Origin of the sequence: Terribacillus saccharophilus, assembly GCF_046592595.1 — a bacterium.
In the GTDB taxonomy this organism is placed as follows: Bacteria; Bacillota; Bacilli; order Bacillales; family Amphibacillaceae; genus Terribacillus; species Terribacillus saccharophilus_C.
This window is the reverse complement of the sequence record NZ_JAWVPF010000004.1, coordinates 31054-48766: the sequence shown is the minus strand read 5'-3', so window position 1 is coordinate 48766 and position 17713 is coordinate 31054. Positions and strand designations below refer to the sequence as shown.

Below are 17713 nucleotides of genomic sequence, written 5' to 3'. Positions count from 1 at the left end.
TATAAGATAGCCCCTGGCTTCAGATACTAGGAAAAAATCTGAAAGGCAGGGGCTTTTCTTATGAAATACGCTAGAATCCTTATAGCAATCATGGCATTGACGTTGCTGACTCTTCCTTTCTCCTTAGCCGGGAAAGCTGAGAAAGTACAGAAGAAAGATACAGAAATACCAAACCACGTATTGAATATTTCAAAGGAAAATACTTATCCGAACTCCAACAAGGATCAAATCGTACTTGAACCAAGTGAGCTTGTCAGAGAACTAACGGAAGATAGTGATATTGTCATCCAGAATCCAGAACTGATTCGTATCCTCAATGAATCAACGTTGAAACCATCTCCGCTCGCGATTGGATATCGAGGGATGATTTATATGGGACATTGGCCGCTCGAATACCAGTCTGCAGAAACAAATATAAACTGGCAATATCAGAAAGTGAACACAAATCAGCTGAGCAATGCAGGTGGAGAATCAGCAAAGCAAATGAATTATGAACAGCAGGAAGAGCGCTATGTGAAGGGCGGATTGACAGCTGAAATCGATAATCCCAGAGATATCAAACTGATGATGCTGCAGCAGGCCCAAAAGAATACAAAGCTTCCGCTTTCTTTCCAGACGGTAATAGGAAAAGGCACGAATAAAGAAAATGCTTATGGAGTGCCTTTGAATAAGTCAGGGATTCTTACTGCATATACACCTGCAGTGAATGAAAAGGGTACGATCACTTTCGGGGAAGTTTACCTGGAGTTAAAAGGGTCAAGAAAGCAGATTGTTGTTAAGAATGTTACAAAGCAGGGGATTGGAGCTTGGATTCCGATTCAAGATCATCTGTCTTTCACCTTCAACGTACAATAACGAACAGCGCTGTGGTATACTGGAGCCAGATAATGCGGTAAAGGGGTTTTATTTTGGCAACGAGTAAAGTGGATGATTTGAAGCAGCGTCTGTCTGCATTCATGGATTATTTGGATAGCATCGAACCGGAGGAGACTTCCTTGGAGGAAATCGATGAAATGCTCCGGATGCTTGATGAAATGGAAAATAAACTAAAGTAAGACCGTGCAGATGCACGGTCTTTTCTATTTTTTACACCGCATAGGAGAAGTGGAATTGGCACAATCTATCCGTAAGGAGAGTGTGTCAAATGCGATGGAAATCACTTATGCTGCTGTTGTGTCTGCTGCTGGTCACACCGTCATTTGTTTCTGCAGAAAGTCCGGTCAGCTATGGCTGGGGATTTGTTAAGAGCAAGAACGGCAGTATACCGGAAATCGGAAAATACCAGCAGCTCTTAGATGAATATCACAGCTATTATTTGGATGATTCAGGTGAGAAAACAGTATATATCACTTTTGATAACGGTTATGAACAAGGGTATACAGGAGATATCCTTGATGTTTTGAAAAAGCACGATGTACCAGCCGCCTTCTTTATTACAGGTCACTATGTATCATCAGCACCTGATCTGGTAAAACGGATGGTCAACGAGGGGCATATCGTCGGTAATCACTCGTACCATCACCCAGATTTGACGAAGGTGTCCAAAGAAAAGATGCAGAAGGAGCTTGAGATGCTGGAAGCTGCTGTTGCTGAGCTGACGGATCAGGAAGACATGCACTATTTGCGGGCGCCCCGCGGTACCTTTAGTGCCCGTTCTCTGAAATGGTCTGAAGATCTTGGCTATACGAACGTATTCTGGTCTCTCGCTTATGCAGATTGGAAAACCGGTGAACAAAAAGGCTGGCAGTATGCGTATGATCAAGTAATGGCCCAAATACATCCGGGAGCAGTCGTTTTGCTGCATTCAGTATCCGAGGATAATGCCGTTGCATTGGAAAAAATGATTATTGAACTGAAGAAACAAGGATATTCCTTCCGTACGCTGGACGACTTGGTTAAACAAGATATTCTGCCGAAAGCAATTACGCAATTTTAAGCTGATCCAATTTGGATCAGCTTTTTATTTTGTTTGGATGATTGCATGAACAATTTCCATGAAGTAGTCCTGCCAGGTTTTCTTAGATTTGTCCTTCATAGTTTTCTCTTTTCATCATATATTCGCGCAGCCATGCTACTTCCGCTAACGCTCTTTGGTCATAACTTACATCTCCAGGTTTGTTGCCTTCTGCCAAAACATAATGTTGAAAAGGAATATCGACAAAATCGAATATATGCTGAAACTGTAAAATCAAGGGTAAGCCTTTGATGCGTGGCTGATCACCACCAACTGCTAATATAATTACCTCTCTTGGTTTTTGCTTTTTGAAATCAGGCTGTCTGAAAACATGACTAAGCCGATCGAGAAGCACTTTTAATTTTCCGGGTATGCCGTACCAATAAATAGGTGTAGCAATAACGATGACATTATGCTCCAGTAAGAAGTTCATTAAGGTTTGTGAGCTCTCATCAAGTGACACGGGTACTGACTCATGACGAGAATCCTCAAAGTCCAGCAGAGATATCTCATTGATGTCGAGTATTTGGTGTTCTGTCCCTTTTAAAAGTGCGTCAGCCAGTATTCTGCTATTGCTTTTAGTACGGCTGGTGCCAAGGATTAATCCGATAGCCAAACAATCACGCCCTTTCCAATATTTATATTAAAAGTGTATACTGCACTCATATATAGGAAAAGCTGAATAATTTGATTATTACGATCGGAAAAAGCGATTTAGGAGGATTATATGCACATTAATCACTTGAAGACTTTTGCTGTAGCGGCGGATACACTTAACTTTACCAAGACAGCCCAACTGCTGGATTACGCTCAGTCGAGCGTTACCGCACAAATAAAAGCACTAGAAAAGGAATACGGAGTTGATCTGTTCCAAAGACTCGGTAAACGGATATATTTAACCGAAGCTGGTCTGATAATGCAGTCCTATGCGAAAAAAATGCTGGCCATGCATGATGAAATGCGTGAGGAATTAGGAGAAGGAATGGAGGAGCGAGGTACACTTCTAATCGGTGCCTGTGAAAGTCAATGTGTCTACCGCCTGCCTGCACTGCTGCACTTTATCCGTGAGCATTATCCACAAGTACAAGTTATTTTGAAACCTATACCTTCAAGTAAAACTGCGGAGAAGATGCTCCAGGATGGTACATTGGATTTGGCATTTATCATGGATCAGGAACAGTCACACAATTTAATGGAATCTGTCTCACTTCTGAAAGAAAGTATTGTCTTGGTTGGAGCTTCCAGCCACCCTTTGACAATGCAGCCATCAGCAAGTTTAGCTGAGGTAATGCAGCATCCTTTGATTTTAACGGAGTTGGGCTGTGCCTACCGAACTGAATTGGAGCAAGCATTACAAAGACAGAATCTGCATCCAGAAAATATCATTGAATTTGGCAGTATAGAAGCAATCAAACAATGCGTTATGGCCGGTTTGGGTTTATCATATCTGCCACTCATGACAGTTGAAAAAGAGCTGCGAACAGGTGAAATGAGTACTGTTCGATTAGACGTACAAATTCAACAGCCAACAACGAGACTGCTTTGGCATAAGAATAAGCGACTAAAGAAGGTTATGAAGGATGTCATTGATTTTACGATAAGACATGTGGGATAGGAGAGGCTATTAATGTGGGAAGAGCAGCTTACCGGAACGCATACATACGATTATCATTACTTAATGAAAAGGTGGAGTATGGATCAGCTGAATATAGTTGATACCAAAGAGCAAGTGGTGAAGCTTCCAGTTGTATTGGAAGATGGATCGCGGCATATTGTCGTGCTCCAGTTCAGCGGAACAATTGCCTCGCCGACTGTCAACGTATCTTCTGCAAATTCCTCGAAACAGGAAGCCATACTTTCTTGGGTAGAAAACTGGCTTCAATGGGATATTGATCTTGCGGAAGTTGCAGCTCATTTTGTTGGATCTGATTTAGAGCAGCTTTTTTATGCACATGCAGGAACGCCTATCGTAAAAGATACTGAGCTATACTACTGTCTGATGAAAACAATCATCCATCAGCAGTTGAATTTAAAGTTTGCTTACACACTAACGAATCGCTTCGTAGAAGGATTCGGAACTATAGAGGATGATATCTGGTTTTATCCCACACCGGGGAGAATTGCTTCCCTCGAGTATGGAGACCTAAGAAAGATGCAGTTTTCACAGAGAAAAGCTGAATATGTCATTGATACAAGCCGTCTTATAATAGAAGGAAAGCTAGATCTTGCACAGCTTGCTGCTTTACCTAATGAGGGAATAGCTGCAGAGCTAACGAAGATTCGGGGGCTTGGCAGCTGGTCTGCGCAAAACTGGATGCTGTTTGGTTTAGGGCGTGCCGACTTGTTACCAGCTGCTGATATCGGGGTACAAAATGCGTTGAAATCCTATGAAAATCTCACGGAAAAGCCTGCTCCAGCAGTAATACATGAGCGAGGAAAAAGATGGGCTCCTTACCGCAGTTATGCGACTATGACGCTTTGGAGAAGTATTGAGACCTGATACTAATATCAAGTTTTATAATTTGGTAACAATTATTACTGGGAACTCGTGCTTCCGTCTGCTATAATAAGTGCATTAGTTAAAACAGGCAGCCATTTAGGAGGCGTAAGTATGGAAAGAAAAGATTTGATTGCACCAGAGCAGTACAACATCGTTAATGAGATGGAGCGATTCGTTACAGAGGAAGATCGTAAGGCGCTCATCTGGATGGACGAGGCGGGTAATAAGAAGGAAGTAACGTATAAAACGTTATTCCAGGATGTAAACCGCACAGGTAATGTTCTGAAAGAACTGGGCTTGAAAAAAGGAGATGCGATACTGGTAATGGTACCGCGTGTCGTTGAGGCGTATCATATTTATGCAGCAGCCTTGAAGCTCGGACTTGTGATCATCCCTGGCTCCGAAATGCTGAAGACGAAGGATTTGCAATATCGTATCGATCACGGAAAAGTGAAGAGCATCATCAGTTATCATGCCTTTACAGCGCAATTTGCAGACATTGAGAATCAAGATAGCTTAATCAAACTTGCAGTCGGTGGAGCTGTCGATGGCTGGGAGGATCTCGGGGAGCTCAAAGCGACAGCTTCAGCGGAACTGGAAACAGTACAGACTTCTAGAGAAGATGTTGCATTGATGTCCTACACAAGTGGCACGACAGGTAACCCTAAAGGTGTGGTCCACACACACGGCTGGGGATATGCTCACTTACGGACAGCTGCAGAAAACTGGCTGTCTGCTTCCAAAGGAGATATCGTATGGGCAACAGCTGCGCCAGGCTGGCAGAAATGGGTATGGAGCCCATTCCTTTCTGTTTTAGGAACAGGTGCAACAGGCTTCGTATATATGGGACGATTCGATGCAAAAACGTATCTTTCTCTATTGGAGGATTACAAAATCAACGTACTTTGCTGTACACCGACGGAATATCGTCTGATGGCAAAAGTAACGGATCTTGGCAGCTACAATTTGAGTGCACTGCATAGTGCGGTATCAGCAGGTGAACCATTGAATAGGGAAGTAATTGATGTCTTCCAGAAACACTTCAACATCATTGTACGTGATGGCTATGGACAAACAGAGAGCACATTGCTGCTTGGTATCTTGAAAGGTATGGAACCAAGACCAGGTTCTATGGGTAAACCGACCCCAGGAAATGAAGTTGTTGTAATCGATGAGGACGGTAATCGTGTTAAAACAGGTGAAGTTGGTGACATCGCTTTGAAACTCGACAGTCCTGCATTGTTTAAAACATATTTCCGTGAACCTGAACGCCGTAAGCAAGCGGAACGCAACGGCTACTTTGTCACTGGTGACCAAGCTTCTGTTGATGAAGACGGCTACTTCTGGTTCGAAGGCCGCAGCGATGATATCATCATCAGCTCTGGCTATACAATAGGGCCGTTTGAGGTAGAGGATGCTTTGGTTAAACATCCAGCTGTTGCAGAATGTGCTGTCGTTGCAAGCCCTGATGAAATCCGCGGTAATGTTGTGAAAGCATTCGTCATCCTGCGTGAAGGTGTAGATGAGAACGATCCGAATCTTGTGAAGGAATTGCAGACGCATGTAAAGAACACGACTGCACCTTACAAGTATCCGCGTAAGATTGAGTTCGTCAAAGAACTGCCGAAGACTTCTTCTGGTAAAATCAGACGCGTTGAATTGCGTAATCAAGAAAAACAAAATGCAAAATAAAACAGAAGCATCGCCTACTAAAGGCGGTGCTTTTTGTATTTCTTCCTTACTTAGCGGGCTAAATGACTTTTCTAAAAAAATATAAAAAAATAAAAGCATAACACTTGAAAGTCAAAGAAGGTCAGACTATAATAAAGTCACAAGGTCAAAGATAGTCAAAGTCAAAAACGGACACTTGACCAATAAACTAATTTAACCTATTGGGGAGGTAATTGTATTATGAAATGCCAACATTGTGGTGAACGAGAAGCTAACGTGAACTTGTTAATGCAATTCAATAATCAAAAACAGCAATTACAGCTCTGCCATACTTGCTATAATGAAATGAAAAATAAATCTAAAAATCCTGCAGGTTTCGCTTCCAATGGCGGAACAATGGATGATTTCTTTAAAAATATCTTTGGCGGAGCACAATCCGGCTTCCAAAACGGTGCGAACAGCCAAGCGCAAGCTGGCGGCAATGGTCGCGGTCGCGGAGGATTGCTTGATTCACTCGGTAAGAACCTTACTGACGGAGCACGTGCTGGTCTAATCGATCCAGTCATCGGCCGTGAGCAAGAAGTCAGACGTGTCATTGAGACATTGAACCGACGCAATAAAAACAATCCAGTCCTAATTGGGGAACCAGGGGTAGGTAAAACAGCAATCGCAGAAGGACTGGCTTTACAGATCGTTGAAGGCAATGTACCTGTGAAGCTTCAAAATAAAGAAATTTACTTGCTTGATGTTGCTTCACTGGTTGCAAATACTGGTGTGCGCGGTCAATTCGAGGAAAAGATGAAACAGCTTATTTCTGAATTGCAGCAGCGCAAGAATGTCATTCTATTTGTGGATGAGATTCATCTATTAGTCGGTGCTGGTACTGCTGAAGGTTCCCAAATGGACGCGGGTAACATCCTGAAACCAGCACTTGCTCGAGGAGAACTGCAGCTGATTGGTGCTACAACATTGAAAGAGTACCGTCAAATCGAAAAAGACGCAGCGCTTGAACGCCGTTTCCAGCCAGTCATCGTAAAAGAACCGACTGCAGAGCAGGCAGTTGAGATTCTGCAAGGACTGCAGGAGAAGTATGAAACATACCATCAAGTATCCTACACAGAAGAAGCGATTAAAGCGAGCGTAAGCTTGTCACAGCGTTACATTCAAGACCGCTTCTTGCCAGATAAAGCGATCGATTTGCTTGACGAAGCTGGATCCCGTATCAACCTGCTAACGGTAACAACTGATGAAGACGCCATTCAAACTCGTCTTGCTCAAATTGCGAAAGAGAAAGAAGAGGCTGCAGGACGCGAGGATTATGAACGTGCGGCGTATCTTCGCCAGGAAGAAATTCAGCTTGAACAGAAGCTTGAAGAACCAAAGAATGAAGAAAAAGCTGAAGTAACAGTTGAAGTTATTCAGCAGATTGTGGAAGAGAAAACTGGAATTCCTGTGACGAAGATCCAATCGGAAGAACAAAATAAAATGAAAAACTTGGCTGCTAACCTATCCAGCAAAGTCATCGGACAGCAGCAGGCTGTTGATCGAGTTGCCAAAGCAATCCGCCGCAGCCGAGCTGGATTGAAATCCAAACAGCGCCCAATTGGTTCCTTCCTATTCGTCGGACCGACTGGTGTTGGTAAGACAGAGCTAACCCGTGCGTTGGCTGAAGAAATGTTCGGCACACGCGAATCCTTCATCCGTCTGGATATGAGCGAATACATGGAACGTCATTCTGTTGCGAAATTGATTGGTTCTCCTCCAGGATACGTTGGACATGAAGAAGCAGGTCAGCTTACAGAGCGTGTGCGTCGTAATCCATATACTATCGTCCTTTTGGATGAGATTGAGAAAGCACACCCTGATGTACAGCATATGTTCCTGCAAATCATGGAAGATGGTCATTTGACTGACAGTCAAGGCCGTAAAGTGAGCTTCAAAGATACTGTGATCATCATGACTAGCAACGCTGGTACAGGTGATAAACAGATTTCCGTCGGCTTTACGAACTCAAGCAATGAGGCTGTATCCGTCATTGAAAAACTAGGTGCTTACTTCAAACCAGAGTTCTTGAACCGTTTTGATTCTATCATCAGTTTTGAGTCATTGAAAGAAGAAGATTTGGTACAAATCGTTGAGCTTATGCTTACCGATTTGACGAAGAACCTGCAAGAAGAAGGCTATCAGCTTGAAGTGACAGAAGCAGCGAAACACTTCCTTGCGAAAAAAGGCTATGATCCTCGATTCGGTGCACGTCCATTGCGTCGTGTCATCCAGGATCAAGTAGAGGATAAGATAACTGATTATATTCTTGAACAAGATAATGTAAGCAGTATGGTAGTGGATTTGGTTGATGACCGAATTACTGTAGATAGTAAAAAAAAAAGAGGATTCATGCCCGGAGGCATGAATCCTCTTTTTTTTATGCAGTATGCTGGGAACTGCTGGTACGGATGAAAACCCAGCTTATCATAAAGGAAACGATAGCGATTGCGCATATCAATCCGAATGCTGGAAGCAGAGCTAAGTCCTGCATCCAAGTGAACAAGTCGACAAGACGTTCGCGGCTGGCTAGTGTGATAGTTATTCCGATTAAGACAATGCCACCTAGTATCGCTCCGCCGAGGAAACCAAATTTATATATAACGATCCCCAGTAAAAGACCGACAGCAAAGAAGGATAATAGGAAAGCAAAATCAAGCGGCAAGCTATACAGGATACTTTTCATTTCGGTGCTCGCACTAATTGGGCGGAGGATTTGGATATTAGTTATATTGGCAGCTTGATATACAGCATGGAATAACAATTGCAGCGCCAAAAGGAAAGTGATCATTACCAAACTGATAAGCAAAATGAAAACACCAACTGCTGTATGATAACTTTTTCTCGTGATGCCTCTTTTAATAGCGAATGGAAGGCTCTCCTGTATAGTCCTGAAACCGAAGATTACCATGAAGATATACGCTGGCAGTGTAATCGTAATGTACATAAAATCTACTACGGAAACAGCAAGAACAGATAAAATTGTGATGCTTAACAGCAGGATGGAACAGAAAATAGTAACGGTACGTCTGCTATCGACTGCAAAAAAGTAGAGTAAAGCTTGTATTTGTTTCATCATGTACGGGCACCTCTTTTTTCTGTTAAATGAACCATCATATCTTGCAGCGGAACACCTGAGACTGAGAGATCACCTGTCAAGGCAGGAGCTTCCGAGGATAGGAGAAATGCTTGTGACGACCCTGCGAAGCTTTTTTCTTTAATGACTTCTTTACCATCCGTAAAAGCTTTGACCTGTGCGGCTGGTCCCGAGATGCAAAAGCTTTGAGCTCGGAGTTCGTCTGCACTTTTATGCAGGAGGATATTACCTTTATTAAAGATAATTACTTCTTCAAACAAACTGCTGACTTCATCTATTAAGTGAGTGGACAAGATAATGATTCGGGGATTGCGTTGGTATTCTTCCAGCAGAACTTCGTAGAAATAAGCGCGAGATGCGGCGTCCAGTCCAATATAAGGTTCATCCAACATTGTAATAGGGGCATTGCTTGCCAGGCCGACAATGATGCCAAGAGCAGACTCCATGCCTTTGGATAGGTTTTTTACTCGCCGTTTTTTGTCTAAGTCGAATCCTTCCAGAAGGTCAGCAGCAAGCTCCTTATCCCAGTTAGAGTAAAGCATGGAGGATATTTTCAGTACTTGATGCACAGTAAGATCTCTCTTGAAATTATCGGCTTCCTTGATCAAGCAGACGTTCTCAGTAACTGCTCGATTATCGAAAGGTTTCATGCCATTGATGTGTAATTTTCCGCTTGACGGTTTGTCATAGCCAGCCAGCAGCTGCATGAAAGTCGTTTTTCCAGCGCCGTTTCTGCCTAGCAGACCATAGATTTTTGGTTCTTTGATGTAAAGGTCAATTCCTTTCAGGGCAGTCGCAGTTTTATATTTTTTTATCAGGTTATCCGCTACAATGGTCATTTTCATTCTTCCTCCTTGAGCATTCGGATGATTTCTTCCTTGGAGATGTGCAGTTTACCCGCTTCTTGTTTCATCGGAACGATATATGCATCAAAAAATTGCTGTTTCCGCTTTTCCAATAGAATATCCGGAGCTCTTTCTGTTACGAACATACCTACGCCTCTTTTCTTGAATAATATACCTTCGTCTACTAACTGATTGATTCCTTTTCCTGCAGTGGCTGGATTTATCTTGTGGTGTTGAGCAAATTCGTTGGTGGAGGGCACTCTTTCTCCAATTTGTATGGAGCCATTGAGGATGGCGTCTTCTAGTTGCTCCTTAATCTGGATAAAGATCGGCTTCGAATCATCAAGCATTACGTATGCTCCTTTAAAAACTCAGATAGTTGGTTAATTACTTATGTAACTAACCATACAACTAAGGTGAAGGTAAGTCAACCAGAATTTGGAGAAAATAAAAAAACAGTGCAATTGCCTGCACTGTTCGTCAACTCAATTTATTTAATTGGTCAATCCCATTTGAGGAAAAGGATAATAGCGGAACTTCACTTCACCGATGACTGAGCTTTGCGGGATTAAGCCGAACATCCTGCTGTCTTTGCTGTTTCTGCGATTATCTCCCATGACGAACAGGTAACCATCAGGAATAGTATCCTCCCCAATGACATCACGAAGCTTGAAGTTATTTGTAAATAACGCATCCTCTTGCATCGTTTCCTTCATTTCTTTCAGGTAAGGTTCTGCATGCTTTTTGCCATTTACATAAAGCACATCATTTTTGTATTCAATCTTGTCTCCGGGAATCCCAATCACGCGCTTTACATAGCTTGCATCCTGATCTGGTGCTTGGAAAACGACTTCATCGAAACGATCAATGTTACCGACTCGGCTGATGAGTATTTTGTTTTGGTCTTCCAGTGTCGGAGCCATTGATTCACCATAGACAGTACTAGGGAAATAAAAATAAGAACGGAAAATGAAAAGGGCGATTATGGCAATACAAATAGGGAGCAGCACAGCATACAGTGTGCGTCTAACATTCAGGGAAAGCACCTCCTTTTATACTGCTAGTGTAACATATGAGAAGGGTGCATAGAAAAAACCGGAGTCATCTTAACTCCGGTTTTACAAACAGTTTTAGACAGATAAGGAATTTTTAGATTTAGCAGCAAATGCTGTCTTCGCTAAGTACTCGTAGTATCCATCCGTATAAGGGTGAATGGATCCTTCCTGCCAAGGTTTCTCTTCTCCGCAGAAGTGGACAATGGATGGAGTTTCCCTTACTGTCCGGAGTACGCGTTCTTCTTTGAGTGATTTCGCTTTATACTCTTTCAAGATAACGTGCGTTTGAGCATTCCATTTCGGATGAAGCATGAGCCAATCATTCCACAGGATGGCGTTTAGGGCATCTTGGTCATGCCAAGCCAGCTTATCCGGGTTTTCATTGATGAATGTCAAAACCTTATTCGTGATATCATTGTCGCGCCAAGCCTCCATATCAATCAGAATCAGGCCGGAGTTGAAATAACGATCTTCTTTCGTGATTCCCATTTTCTCAAGACGACGATGTTCTCCATAGTCTCCTACGGCTGCGACGATATTGCCTTCCATATCAATCTCGAAAAGTTTTTTGACATCATCCAGTACCAGCATATCGCAATCAACATACAGCGTCCGTTCAATTGCTGGATTCATCATTTCAGGGATGGAAATACGATAGTAGGCCGCTTTTGAAATGTGGCGGCTGGCGATTGCGCCTCCGTATGCATCCAAATCTACATTTAAAAAGTCCAGTGGTGTATTGTAGGCGGCTGCTGTTTCTTTCAATAGCTGTTTCTTCTGCTGACTGATTCCTCCATCAATGATTGAAATGACAAAATCCTCAGGGTTTGAAGTGTTTTCAAGTAGAGAACTCAATGTCATACCCAAGTGCTGCGCGTAGTTGTCATCTGTCGATGATACAATATGCATTTTCTTCTTCATTGTTCTTCTCATCTCCTTAGTGCTTATATAGCCGGTTGGAGAAGAGACTAAACACATGTAATGGAATTGTAATTAATTTGAAAAGAAAAGCTTATCCATTTGCCTCATCATCATTTGCCTTACTGTTTTCTTTTGCTTCCCATTCTTCTAAAAGCATACCGTAGACATTGTGATTCACGTAGCCATAGACAAGTTTTTCTGCCTGTCGGATTGTTCCTTCGTGGGTGAAGTTAAGCTTCTCCGGGATTCTTCTGCTGCGTACATTTCCGATTGCCGAACGGATTTCGACTCTGTTCAATCGAAGCTCTAGAAAGGCATAATCCAACGATTTGCTGACAGCTTTCTGCATCAAACCAAGACCGGTATATTCTTCTCCCAGCCAATAACCCAAGCTAGTAGAACGATTCTGCCAGTCGATTTTATGGAAGCCGATTACACCAGCTAAAGCTCCTTGATACCATATGCCGGCAGTAAATCCATCATTGTCCGCAAACTGCTTCAATGTATGCTGGATGAATTGTCTGCTATGCTCGACGGTCGTATTCTGATCCACCCAAGGCAGCCATTGACGCAGATGATCACGGGAACTGTCAATCAGCTGAAATAGCTTATCACTGTCCTGAGGTTCCAAAAGCTTCATATAAGTTGCTGAGTCAATACGATGTGTAAACATGATTCGTCGCTCCTTTCCATTGCTATTAGTATAGCATGTCCAATCGATTGTTAAAATTAGGAGAAGCATCTTGGTGCATATGAATGGTAAGCGGACTGCATCCTATGGAAAAGGGGGCGGAACGTAATGAAGAAGCGGGTGCTTTTAATATGTCTTTTCTTGATGCTCAGTTTCCCGATGAATATAGCAGCGGAAAGCGGAAGCGGCATATGGGACTATATTTTTTCACAAACCGACGAAGCAGGGAAGCTGCAGGTGCATTTTCTTGATGTCGGCCAAGGTGACAGCATACTGATACAAACACCATCCCATTATAATATTCTCGTAGACGGAGGGGACGGAGAGTCGGGTGAGAAGGTGATATCGGAGCTTTCTGCCAGAGGGGTAAAGAAATTGGATCTGTTAGTTGCCACCCACCCGGATATCGATCATATTGGCGGGCTCCTTCCGGTACTTGAGAAATTCAAAGTGAAGCAGGTTCTGGATAGCGGTAAGTTATATACGACAAGGACGTATCAGCGTTACACTGAGATTCTGGCAGAAAAACAAATTCCAGTGACGATCGCGAAAGAAGGTTCCTATATAACTGTTGATCCGCTTCTATCTATTCAAGTTTTAAATGCCAATCATCCGAAAGCAACGAACAACCAAGCCTCTATCGTTCTAAGGCTCACGTATCGGACGGTTGATTTTTTGCTTATGAGTGACGCTGAAGCACAGCAGGAGTATAAAATGAAACATAACTATGAAGTGGAGTCTGAGATCTATAAGGTTGCACATCATGGATCGCGGACGAGTAATACGCTTTCTTTCCTTAAAAAAGTAAAGCCGGAATATGCAGTCGTTTCCTACGGGCGGGATAATCAGCTAGGGCATCCAACCAAGGAAGTCGTTCGCAATCTTAAAAAAGCAGGAGCTGTTCTTTATGCAACAGCCAAGGGAGGTACAATCAGTATTGAAACGAATGGTCTTTCCTGCCAGGTCAGCAGTGAGAGACCAGAACCAATCTACCGCAGTAAATAAAAAAAGCGAATCCCATACGGATCCGCTTTTTTCGTTTTAATTTGTCTGATCTGCTAGCTTCACAAGTGTGTTCGCAAGCGGCTTCTTGTTTTCTTCATCAGCAACAAGCCACAGCTGTTTGAGCAGATACTCCTCGCGGTTGCGAGGCTCCTCTTTATCAGCCAGATAGTCAGCGACACGCTTAGCAGCTTTAGTCAAAGCTTCTTCACTCAATCCTAGGCGCTCACCTTGTTTTACTTTGTTGCCTAAATAATCTTGGAAGTTCTGGAAATTGTTCAGAATCTCGTTCTTATCTTCTTGGGATAGATTTTCCACAGCGTTCTGTGCGCGATCTTCATGTGCCATTTTCATTACCTCCTCTTGTTGAGTTAGTAATGTATTCCCAATATACACTTGACCAAACAACTTATCGAAAAAATATATCATATGTACTAGTTTCAGAATCCATTATTCCGCATAAGTCTTTCGGAAACCATAAAAAGGCCGGAATCTTTTCTGTTCGTAATATGACTTGGATGTACTTGTCGCCAGCATTTCCATCCGTGTTGATGGGAAGAGGTCATGCGCAGCTTGAAGCAGCTTGCCGCCAACTCCTTGTCCGCGCAGTTGTCCGTCAACGAGCAGCTCAGCCACAAGAAGGGTGATGACTTGGTCTGTGATACAACGAGTATAGCCGCATATTTCTCCGTCACACAGTGCAACGAGAGCAGGATTCGATCCTTTCATAGCTAGATCGAAACGATCCGGATCAGCCGCGAGTGTTGTCCAGCCTTCATCTTTCAGTAATTCGGTAATTGCCGAGAGATCTTCTGCCTTATAAGGACGTATCGCAATCATTATTCTTTCCCCTTTTTAGTTCCCTTTGGCATTGTACCGAAAATGATGCCTAACATACATCCTGCAGCCAGTCCAACAGTAGGGCTCTGAAAAGCGATTCCAAAAAGAATGGCAGAGATGATGCCAGCTGTGAACGCTAATGGATAACGGAAAGGTTTCTTATCTTTCGATTGATTCATATCTATCCCACCTTGTCTTTGTAGTCCCAGTATAGCATGGATAATGGGTTGTTATGGAAGGAAAAAACATTGCGTATCATGTTAGATTTTGTTACATTAGTTAACATCGTGTATTTTTTATGAGGAGAGAAAGAGATGGATATATTATTAAAAATAATTCAGTCCACAAGTGATTTTATGTGGACTTACATTATGATGGGATTATTACTCCTTGTCGGTCTTTATTTTACACTGAAACTTAAACTAACTACATTCACGCAAATACCACACATGTTTAAATTAATTGGTGAAAAGACCACTGATGGAAAAGGCGTCAGCTCATTTCAGGCTTTCTGTATCAGTGCCGCGGCACGTGTAGGTACTGGTAACTTGGCTGGTGTGGCACTGGCTATTTCTGTCGGGGGCCCAGGAGCGGTATTCTGGATGTGGCTCATGGCTTTCCTTGGTGCTGCTTCCGGATTCGTCGAAGCAACACTTGCGCAGATTTATAAAACGCGGGATGGAGAATCTTCTTTTCGCGGCGGTCCAGCTTATTATATGGAAAAAGCACTAGGACAGCGCTGGCTGGGAATTACTTTTGCAGTTATCATTACCTTGACATTCGGCTTGGCGTTTAACTCCGTACAAGCGAATACAATTGTTAGCGCATTTCATAGTTCCTTTGGAATCAGCAAAGGGCTTATGGCAATAATCATGACAGTGATCAGTGCGCTTATCATCTTTGGCGGTACAAAGGTAATCGTCAAAGTATCCGAAATCATCGTGCCAGTAATGGCAGGGGGATATATCCTTTTAGCTATCGGAATTATCTTGTTCCATATTACGGAGATTCCACATGCCTTCGCTATCATCTTCCAAGATGCTTTCGGCATTAGAGAGATTGCCGGTGGTGCCGTTGGTGTTGCGATGATGCAAGGTATTAAACGTGGTATGTTCTCGAACGAAGCAGGTATGGGTAGTGCACCCCAAGCCGCAGCCACTGCAAATGTATCCCACCCGGTGAAACAAGGTTTCATCCAATCACTTGGTGTATATGTTGATACTTTTGGAGTTTGTACAGCTACAGCATTCATCGTCATCCTCTCTGGTCTTTATACGAGTACTGAATCTGATGGGATTGTTCTTACACAAAATGCGTTAAGTTCTTTAGTTGGATCTTGGGCAGGTATTTTCATTGCCTTAATCGTCTTTTTGTTTGCCTTCTCATCTGTAGTCGGTAACTATTTCTATGGCGAATCTAATATCAATTTCATTAAACACAGCAAAACATGGTTATTCATTTATCGTGTTGCAGTAGTTGCTATGGTTGCAGTAGGTTCAATGGCTAGTCTTGATTTCGTTTGGGGAATAGCTGATTTATTCATGGCGATCATGGCATTCATCAACTTGATTGCGATCGTGCTGCTTGGAAGAATAGCCTTCCGCGCTCTGAAAGACTATATGGAGCAAAAACGAGCAGGCAAGAATCCGCAATTCTATTCAGATAGTGTGGCGGGTATCCCGAATGTCGATGAAGACGTTTGGGCAAAGCAAGCTGATGACAAAAAAGTATCCTCTTCATAAGAGGATACTTTTTCTTTAGGGATAAAATAATTTAGAAAAGTTAAGAAACAGGACAGCGGGCATATGTAGAGATACAATGGAGTCAGAACTTGGAAGAAGGAGTTTTGATCCATGCAGAAAACAGCACTACTATCGCTCGTATTCGGGGTCATCAGTTTGTTTCTTTCTTTATATGGAATCTTCTTTGGTATTATCGGGTTTGTACTTGCTTTACATACGATAAGGAAAGTGGAGAATACAGAACGGTCAGGTAAAGGTATGGCTATTGGAGGTTTGGCCACAAGTATCATAGGAGCCGGTTATCAGATAGTAGCAATCCTTATTCTCGTCCTGACAGCATGAATAAAAGCAAAAAAGAATGCAGGATCAATTTCTGCATTCTTTTTTTTGTAACTTTATTCAATTCCGTGGCGTATCATAGATATCTTACTTTCAGGGGGAAATCAATGAACGCATTGTTGGTATATGCTCATCCAAATCATACATCACTAAACCATGCTTTTTTTCAGGCAGTGCAGGAAGGAATCAAGCACAATCCGACTATCAGTGAAGTAGATATAGTCGATCTGTATGCTGAAGAGTTTGATCCAGCTTTGGTTTTCCACGATAAAAAGCGCCGCCGTGATATGCATACCGATCCGGATTTTGAAATGTATCGTGAAAAAATCAAACGAGCCGATCTGCTTGTATTCATTTATCCCATCTTTTGGGGAAGGCCGCCAGCTATGCTGCTCGGATTCATCGATCAGAACTTTTCAGCCAATTTTGCTTATCGGCACGAAGGTTTGCTGCCAGAGGGATTGCTGAAAGGCAAGCAAGCAGTTTGTGTATCGACTATGAAAGGTCCAGGCTTTTATAGTCGTTTCTATTTAGGAAATGCGCATAAGATCTTGATGAAGCGGGCACTGTTTCGATTTGTTGGTATCCGGAAAGTGAAAATCTTCGAGTTCGGCGGCATGGAAAAAATGAACGGAAAACAGAAAAAGTTCCTGAACCGTGTTGAAGCATACTTTCGCAATCGAGTTAAATAGGCAGCTGTTCCAATTCGTAATATTTGTTTCTCACATCCTGTATGTCATTGACAGCTAGACTCTGGCTGATTTGTTTCAGTAAGGAAGCGAATGTGTCATCATCAATACGATCAGCTTGCTGCGCTATACGGGCAGAACCGGCTTCCAAAACCGCTTCGGAAATGTTTCCTATCTCATATATGCGGAAGTACTTTTGTATTTCCCGGATGGCAGTTTCTTTATAAGATACTTGCCATTCCTCATAAGTTGGCATAATACATACAACCTTTCTATTCAACAAGGAGCTATGTCCTGTTATACTGTCTATGGTATCATGCGACTT

At 42.7% G+C, this 17713-nt stretch carries 22 protein-coding genes; 11 read left to right on the top strand and 11 right to left on the bottom strand.

What is annotated here, in order from left to right; genetic code table 11:
- Positions 1-60: 60 nt before the first annotated feature.
- The 3 genes from SFC25_RS07385 (at position 61) to pdaA (ending at position 1936) form a co-directional block, all read left to right on the top strand.
- A complete protein-coding gene (locus SFC25_RS07385; protein WP_411214650.1) occupies positions 61-855 on the top strand; it encodes a YfkD famly protein in 795 nt (264 codons plus the stop codon).
- 53 nt (positions 856-908) lie between these two features.
- Positions 909-1055 (top strand): SE1561 family protein, encoded by a 147-nt coding sequence (locus SFC25_RS07380; protein ID WP_164072015.1) that lies wholly within the window; start codon positions 909-911, stop codon positions 1053-1055.
- A gap of 89 nt (positions 1056-1144) precedes the next feature.
- Complete coding sequence (pdaA, locus tag SFC25_RS07375) at positions 1145-1936, top strand: delta-lactam-biosynthetic de-N-acetylase (RefSeq protein ID WP_411214649.1); 792 nt, start codon at positions 1145-1147, stop codon at positions 1934-1936.
- A gap of 82 nt (positions 1937-2018) precedes the next feature.
- Here pdaA and SFC25_RS07370 read toward each other — a convergent pair whose 3' ends face one another.
- Positions 2019-2570 carry a flavodoxin family protein gene (locus SFC25_RS07370; RefSeq protein ID WP_411214648.1) on the bottom strand — a complete coding sequence of 184 codons (552 nt, stop codon included), beginning with the start codon at positions 2568-2570 and terminating at the stop codon, positions 2019-2021.
- Between the two features lie 111 nt (positions 2571-2681).
- Between SFC25_RS07370 and SFC25_RS07365 the strand changes: the two genes are divergently transcribed.
- The 4 genes from SFC25_RS07365 (at position 2682) to SFC25_RS07350 (ending at position 8582) form a co-directional block, all read left to right on the top strand.
- Entirely contained in the window at positions 2682-3569 is an 888-nt protein-coding gene (locus SFC25_RS07365; protein ID WP_411214647.1) for a LysR family transcriptional regulator, read from the top strand.
- Between the two features lie 12 nt (positions 3570-3581).
- Positions 3582-4454 (top strand): DNA-3-methyladenine glycosylase family protein, encoded by an 873-nt coding sequence (locus SFC25_RS07360; protein WP_411214646.1) that lies wholly within the window; start codon positions 3582-3584, stop codon positions 4452-4454.
- Positions 4455-4565: 111 nt separating this feature from the next.
- Positions 4566-6146: an acyl-CoA synthetase MbcS gene (gene mbcS / locus SFC25_RS07355; RefSeq protein ID WP_411214645.1), complete on the top strand. Its 1581-nt coding sequence runs from the start codon at positions 4566-4568 to the stop codon at positions 6144-6146.
- A 219-nt stretch (positions 6147-6365) separates the two neighbouring features.
- Positions 6366-8582, top strand: a complete 2217-nt coding sequence (locus SFC25_RS07350; protein ID WP_411214644.1) for an ATP-dependent Clp protease ATP-binding subunit — start codon at positions 6366-6368, stop codon at positions 8580-8582.
- Here SFC25_RS07350 and SFC25_RS07345 read toward each other — a convergent pair.
- The 6 genes from SFC25_RS07345 to SFC25_RS07320 all read right to left on the bottom strand — a co-directional run bounded on the left by SFC25_RS07345 (position 8548) and on the right by SFC25_RS07320 (position 12758).
- Positions 8548-9246 (bottom strand): hypothetical protein, encoded by a 699-nt coding sequence (locus SFC25_RS07345; protein WP_411214643.1) that lies wholly within the window; start codon positions 9244-9246, stop codon positions 8548-8550. The genes SFC25_RS07350 and SFC25_RS07345 overlap by 35 nt on opposite strands.
- Positions 9243-10103: an ABC transporter ATP-binding protein gene (locus SFC25_RS07340; protein WP_411214642.1), complete on the bottom strand. Its 861-nt coding sequence runs from the start codon at positions 10101-10103 to the stop codon at positions 9243-9245. The genes SFC25_RS07345 and SFC25_RS07340 overlap by 4 nt, the downstream gene beginning before the upstream one ends.
- A gap of 2 nt (positions 10104-10105) precedes the next feature.
- Complete coding sequence (locus tag SFC25_RS07335; RefSeq protein ID WP_411214641.1) at positions 10106-10459, bottom strand: GntR family transcriptional regulator; 354 nt, start codon at positions 10457-10459, stop codon at positions 10106-10108.
- A gap of 144 nt (positions 10460-10603) precedes the next feature.
- Positions 10604-11155, bottom strand: a complete 552-nt coding sequence (lepB, locus tag SFC25_RS07330; protein WP_411214640.1) for a signal peptidase I — start codon at positions 11153-11155, stop codon at positions 10604-10606.
- A gap of 84 nt (positions 11156-11239) precedes the next feature.
- Positions 11240-12085 (bottom strand): glycosyltransferase family 8 protein, encoded by an 846-nt coding sequence (locus SFC25_RS07325; protein ID WP_411214639.1) that lies wholly within the window; start codon positions 12083-12085, stop codon positions 11240-11242.
- Positions 12086-12176: 91 nt separating this feature from the next.
- Positions 12177-12758 (bottom strand): GNAT family N-acetyltransferase, encoded by a 582-nt coding sequence (locus SFC25_RS07320; RefSeq protein ID WP_411214638.1) that lies wholly within the window; start codon positions 12756-12758, stop codon positions 12177-12179.
- Positions 12759-12884: 126 nt separating this feature from the next.
- Here SFC25_RS07320 and SFC25_RS07315 point away from each other — a divergent pair, with 126 nt between their 5' ends.
- Positions 12885-13781: a ComEC/Rec2 family competence protein gene (locus tag SFC25_RS07315; protein ID WP_411214637.1), complete on the top strand. Its 897-nt coding sequence runs from the start codon at positions 12885-12887 to the stop codon at positions 13779-13781.
- A gap of 36 nt (positions 13782-13817) precedes the next feature.
- Here the strand turns inward: SFC25_RS07315 and SFC25_RS07310 are convergent, their stop codons facing one another.
- The 3 genes from SFC25_RS07310 to SFC25_RS07300 form a co-directional block, all read right to left on the bottom strand.
- Entirely contained in the window at positions 13818-14126 is a 309-nt protein-coding gene (locus SFC25_RS07310; protein WP_411214636.1) for a DUF3243 domain-containing protein, read from the bottom strand.
- Positions 14127-14228: 102 nt separating this feature from the next.
- On the bottom strand, positions 14229-14618 hold the full coding sequence (locus SFC25_RS07305) for a GNAT family N-acetyltransferase (RefSeq protein WP_411214635.1): 390 nt from the start codon (positions 14616-14618) through the stop codon (positions 14229-14231).
- Positions 14618-14797, bottom strand: a complete 180-nt coding sequence (locus tag SFC25_RS07300; protein ID WP_411214634.1) for a hypothetical protein — start codon at positions 14795-14797, stop codon at positions 14618-14620. Before SFC25_RS07300 ends, SFC25_RS07305 begins: the two co-directional genes overlap by 1 nt.
- A gap of 135 nt (positions 14798-14932) precedes the next feature.
- Between SFC25_RS07300 and SFC25_RS07295 the strand changes: the two genes are divergently transcribed.
- From SFC25_RS07295 to SFC25_RS07285, 3 genes are all read left to right on the top strand, one after another.
- The gene (locus SFC25_RS07295; RefSeq protein WP_411214633.1) at positions 14933-16360 is read left to right on the top strand and encodes an alanine/glycine:cation symporter family protein; all 1428 of its coding nucleotides are present in this window, start codon (positions 14933-14935) and stop codon (positions 16358-16360) included.
- Positions 16361-16471: 111 nt separating this feature from the next.
- Complete coding sequence (locus SFC25_RS07290) at positions 16472-16702, top strand: DUF4190 domain-containing protein (RefSeq protein WP_411214632.1); 231 nt, start codon at positions 16472-16474, stop codon at positions 16700-16702.
- Between the two features lie 104 nt (positions 16703-16806).
- Positions 16807-17391, top strand: coding sequence for an NAD(P)H-dependent oxidoreductase (locus SFC25_RS07285; protein WP_411214631.1), 585 nt, complete (start codon positions 16807-16809; stop codon positions 17389-17391).
- Here SFC25_RS07285 and SFC25_RS07280 read toward each other — a convergent pair.
- Positions 17384-17644, bottom strand: coding sequence for a hypothetical protein (locus SFC25_RS07280; RefSeq protein ID WP_411214630.1), 261 nt, complete (start codon positions 17642-17644; stop codon positions 17384-17386). The two genes, SFC25_RS07285 and SFC25_RS07280, sit on opposite strands and share 8 nt — an antisense overlap.
- Between the last annotated feature and the right edge of the window lie 69 nt (positions 17645-17713).

Bases quoted from the DNA above. Each gene is read 5' to 3' on its own strand.
- SFC25_RS07385 (WP_411214650.1), top strand. From the start codon at position 61: ATGAAATACGCTAGAATCCTTATAGCAATCATGGCATTGACGTTGCTG.
- pdaA (WP_411214649.1), top strand. From the start codon at position 1,145: ATGCGATGGAAATCACTTATGCTGCTGTTGTGTCTGCTGCTGGTCACA.
- SFC25_RS07365 (WP_411214647.1), top strand. From the start codon at position 2,682: ATGCACATTAATCACTTGAAGACTTTTGCTGTAGCGGCGGATACACTT.
- SFC25_RS07360 (WP_411214646.1), top strand. From the start codon at position 3,582: ATGTGGGAAGAGCAGCTTACCGGAACGCATACATACGATTATCATTAC.
- mbcS (WP_411214645.1), top strand. From the start codon at position 4,566: ATGGAAAGAAAAGATTTGATTGCACCAGAGCAGTACAACATCGTTAAT.
- SFC25_RS07350 (WP_411214644.1), top strand. From the start codon at position 6,366: ATGAAATGCCAACATTGTGGTGAACGAGAAGCTAACGTGAACTTGTTA.
- SFC25_RS07345 (WP_411214643.1), bottom strand. From the start codon at position 9,246: ATGATGAAACAAATACAAGCTTTACTCTACTTTTTTGCAGTCGATAGC.
- SFC25_RS07340 (WP_411214642.1), bottom strand. From the start codon at position 10,103: ATGACCATTGTAGCGGATAACCTGATAAAAAAATATAAAACTGCGACT.
- SFC25_RS07335 (WP_411214641.1), bottom strand. From the start codon at position 10,459: ATGCTTGATGATTCGAAGCCGATCTTTATCCAGATTAAGGAGCAACTA.
- SFC25_RS07325 (WP_411214639.1), bottom strand. From the start codon at position 12,085: ATGAAGAAGAAAATGCATATTGTATCATCGACAGATGACAACTACGCG.
- SFC25_RS07320 (WP_411214638.1), bottom strand. From the start codon at position 12,758: ATGTTTACACATCGTATTGACTCAGCAACTTATATGAAGCTTTTGGAA.
- SFC25_RS07315 (WP_411214637.1), top strand. From the start codon at position 12,885: ATGAAGAAGCGGGTGCTTTTAATATGTCTTTTCTTGATGCTCAGTTTC.
- SFC25_RS07310 (WP_411214636.1), bottom strand. From the start codon at position 14,126: ATGGCACATGAAGATCGCGCACAGAACGCTGTGGAAAATCTATCCCAA.
- SFC25_RS07305 (WP_411214635.1), bottom strand. From the start codon at position 14,618: ATGATTGCGATACGTCCTTATAAGGCAGAAGATCTCTCGGCAATTACC.
- SFC25_RS07300 (WP_411214634.1), bottom strand. From the start codon at position 14,797: ATGAATCAATCGAAAGATAAGAAACCTTTCCGTTATCCATTAGCGTTC.
- SFC25_RS07295 (WP_411214633.1), top strand. From the start codon at position 14,933: ATGGATATATTATTAAAAATAATTCAGTCCACAAGTGATTTTATGTGG.
- SFC25_RS07290 (WP_411214632.1), top strand. From the start codon at position 16,472: ATGCAGAAAACAGCACTACTATCGCTCGTATTCGGGGTCATCAGTTTG.
- SFC25_RS07285 (WP_411214631.1), top strand. From the start codon at position 16,807: ATGAACGCATTGTTGGTATATGCTCATCCAAATCATACATCACTAAAC.
- SFC25_RS07280 (WP_411214630.1), bottom strand. From the start codon at position 17,644: ATGCCAACTTATGAGGAATGGCAAGTATCTTATAAAGAAACTGCCATC.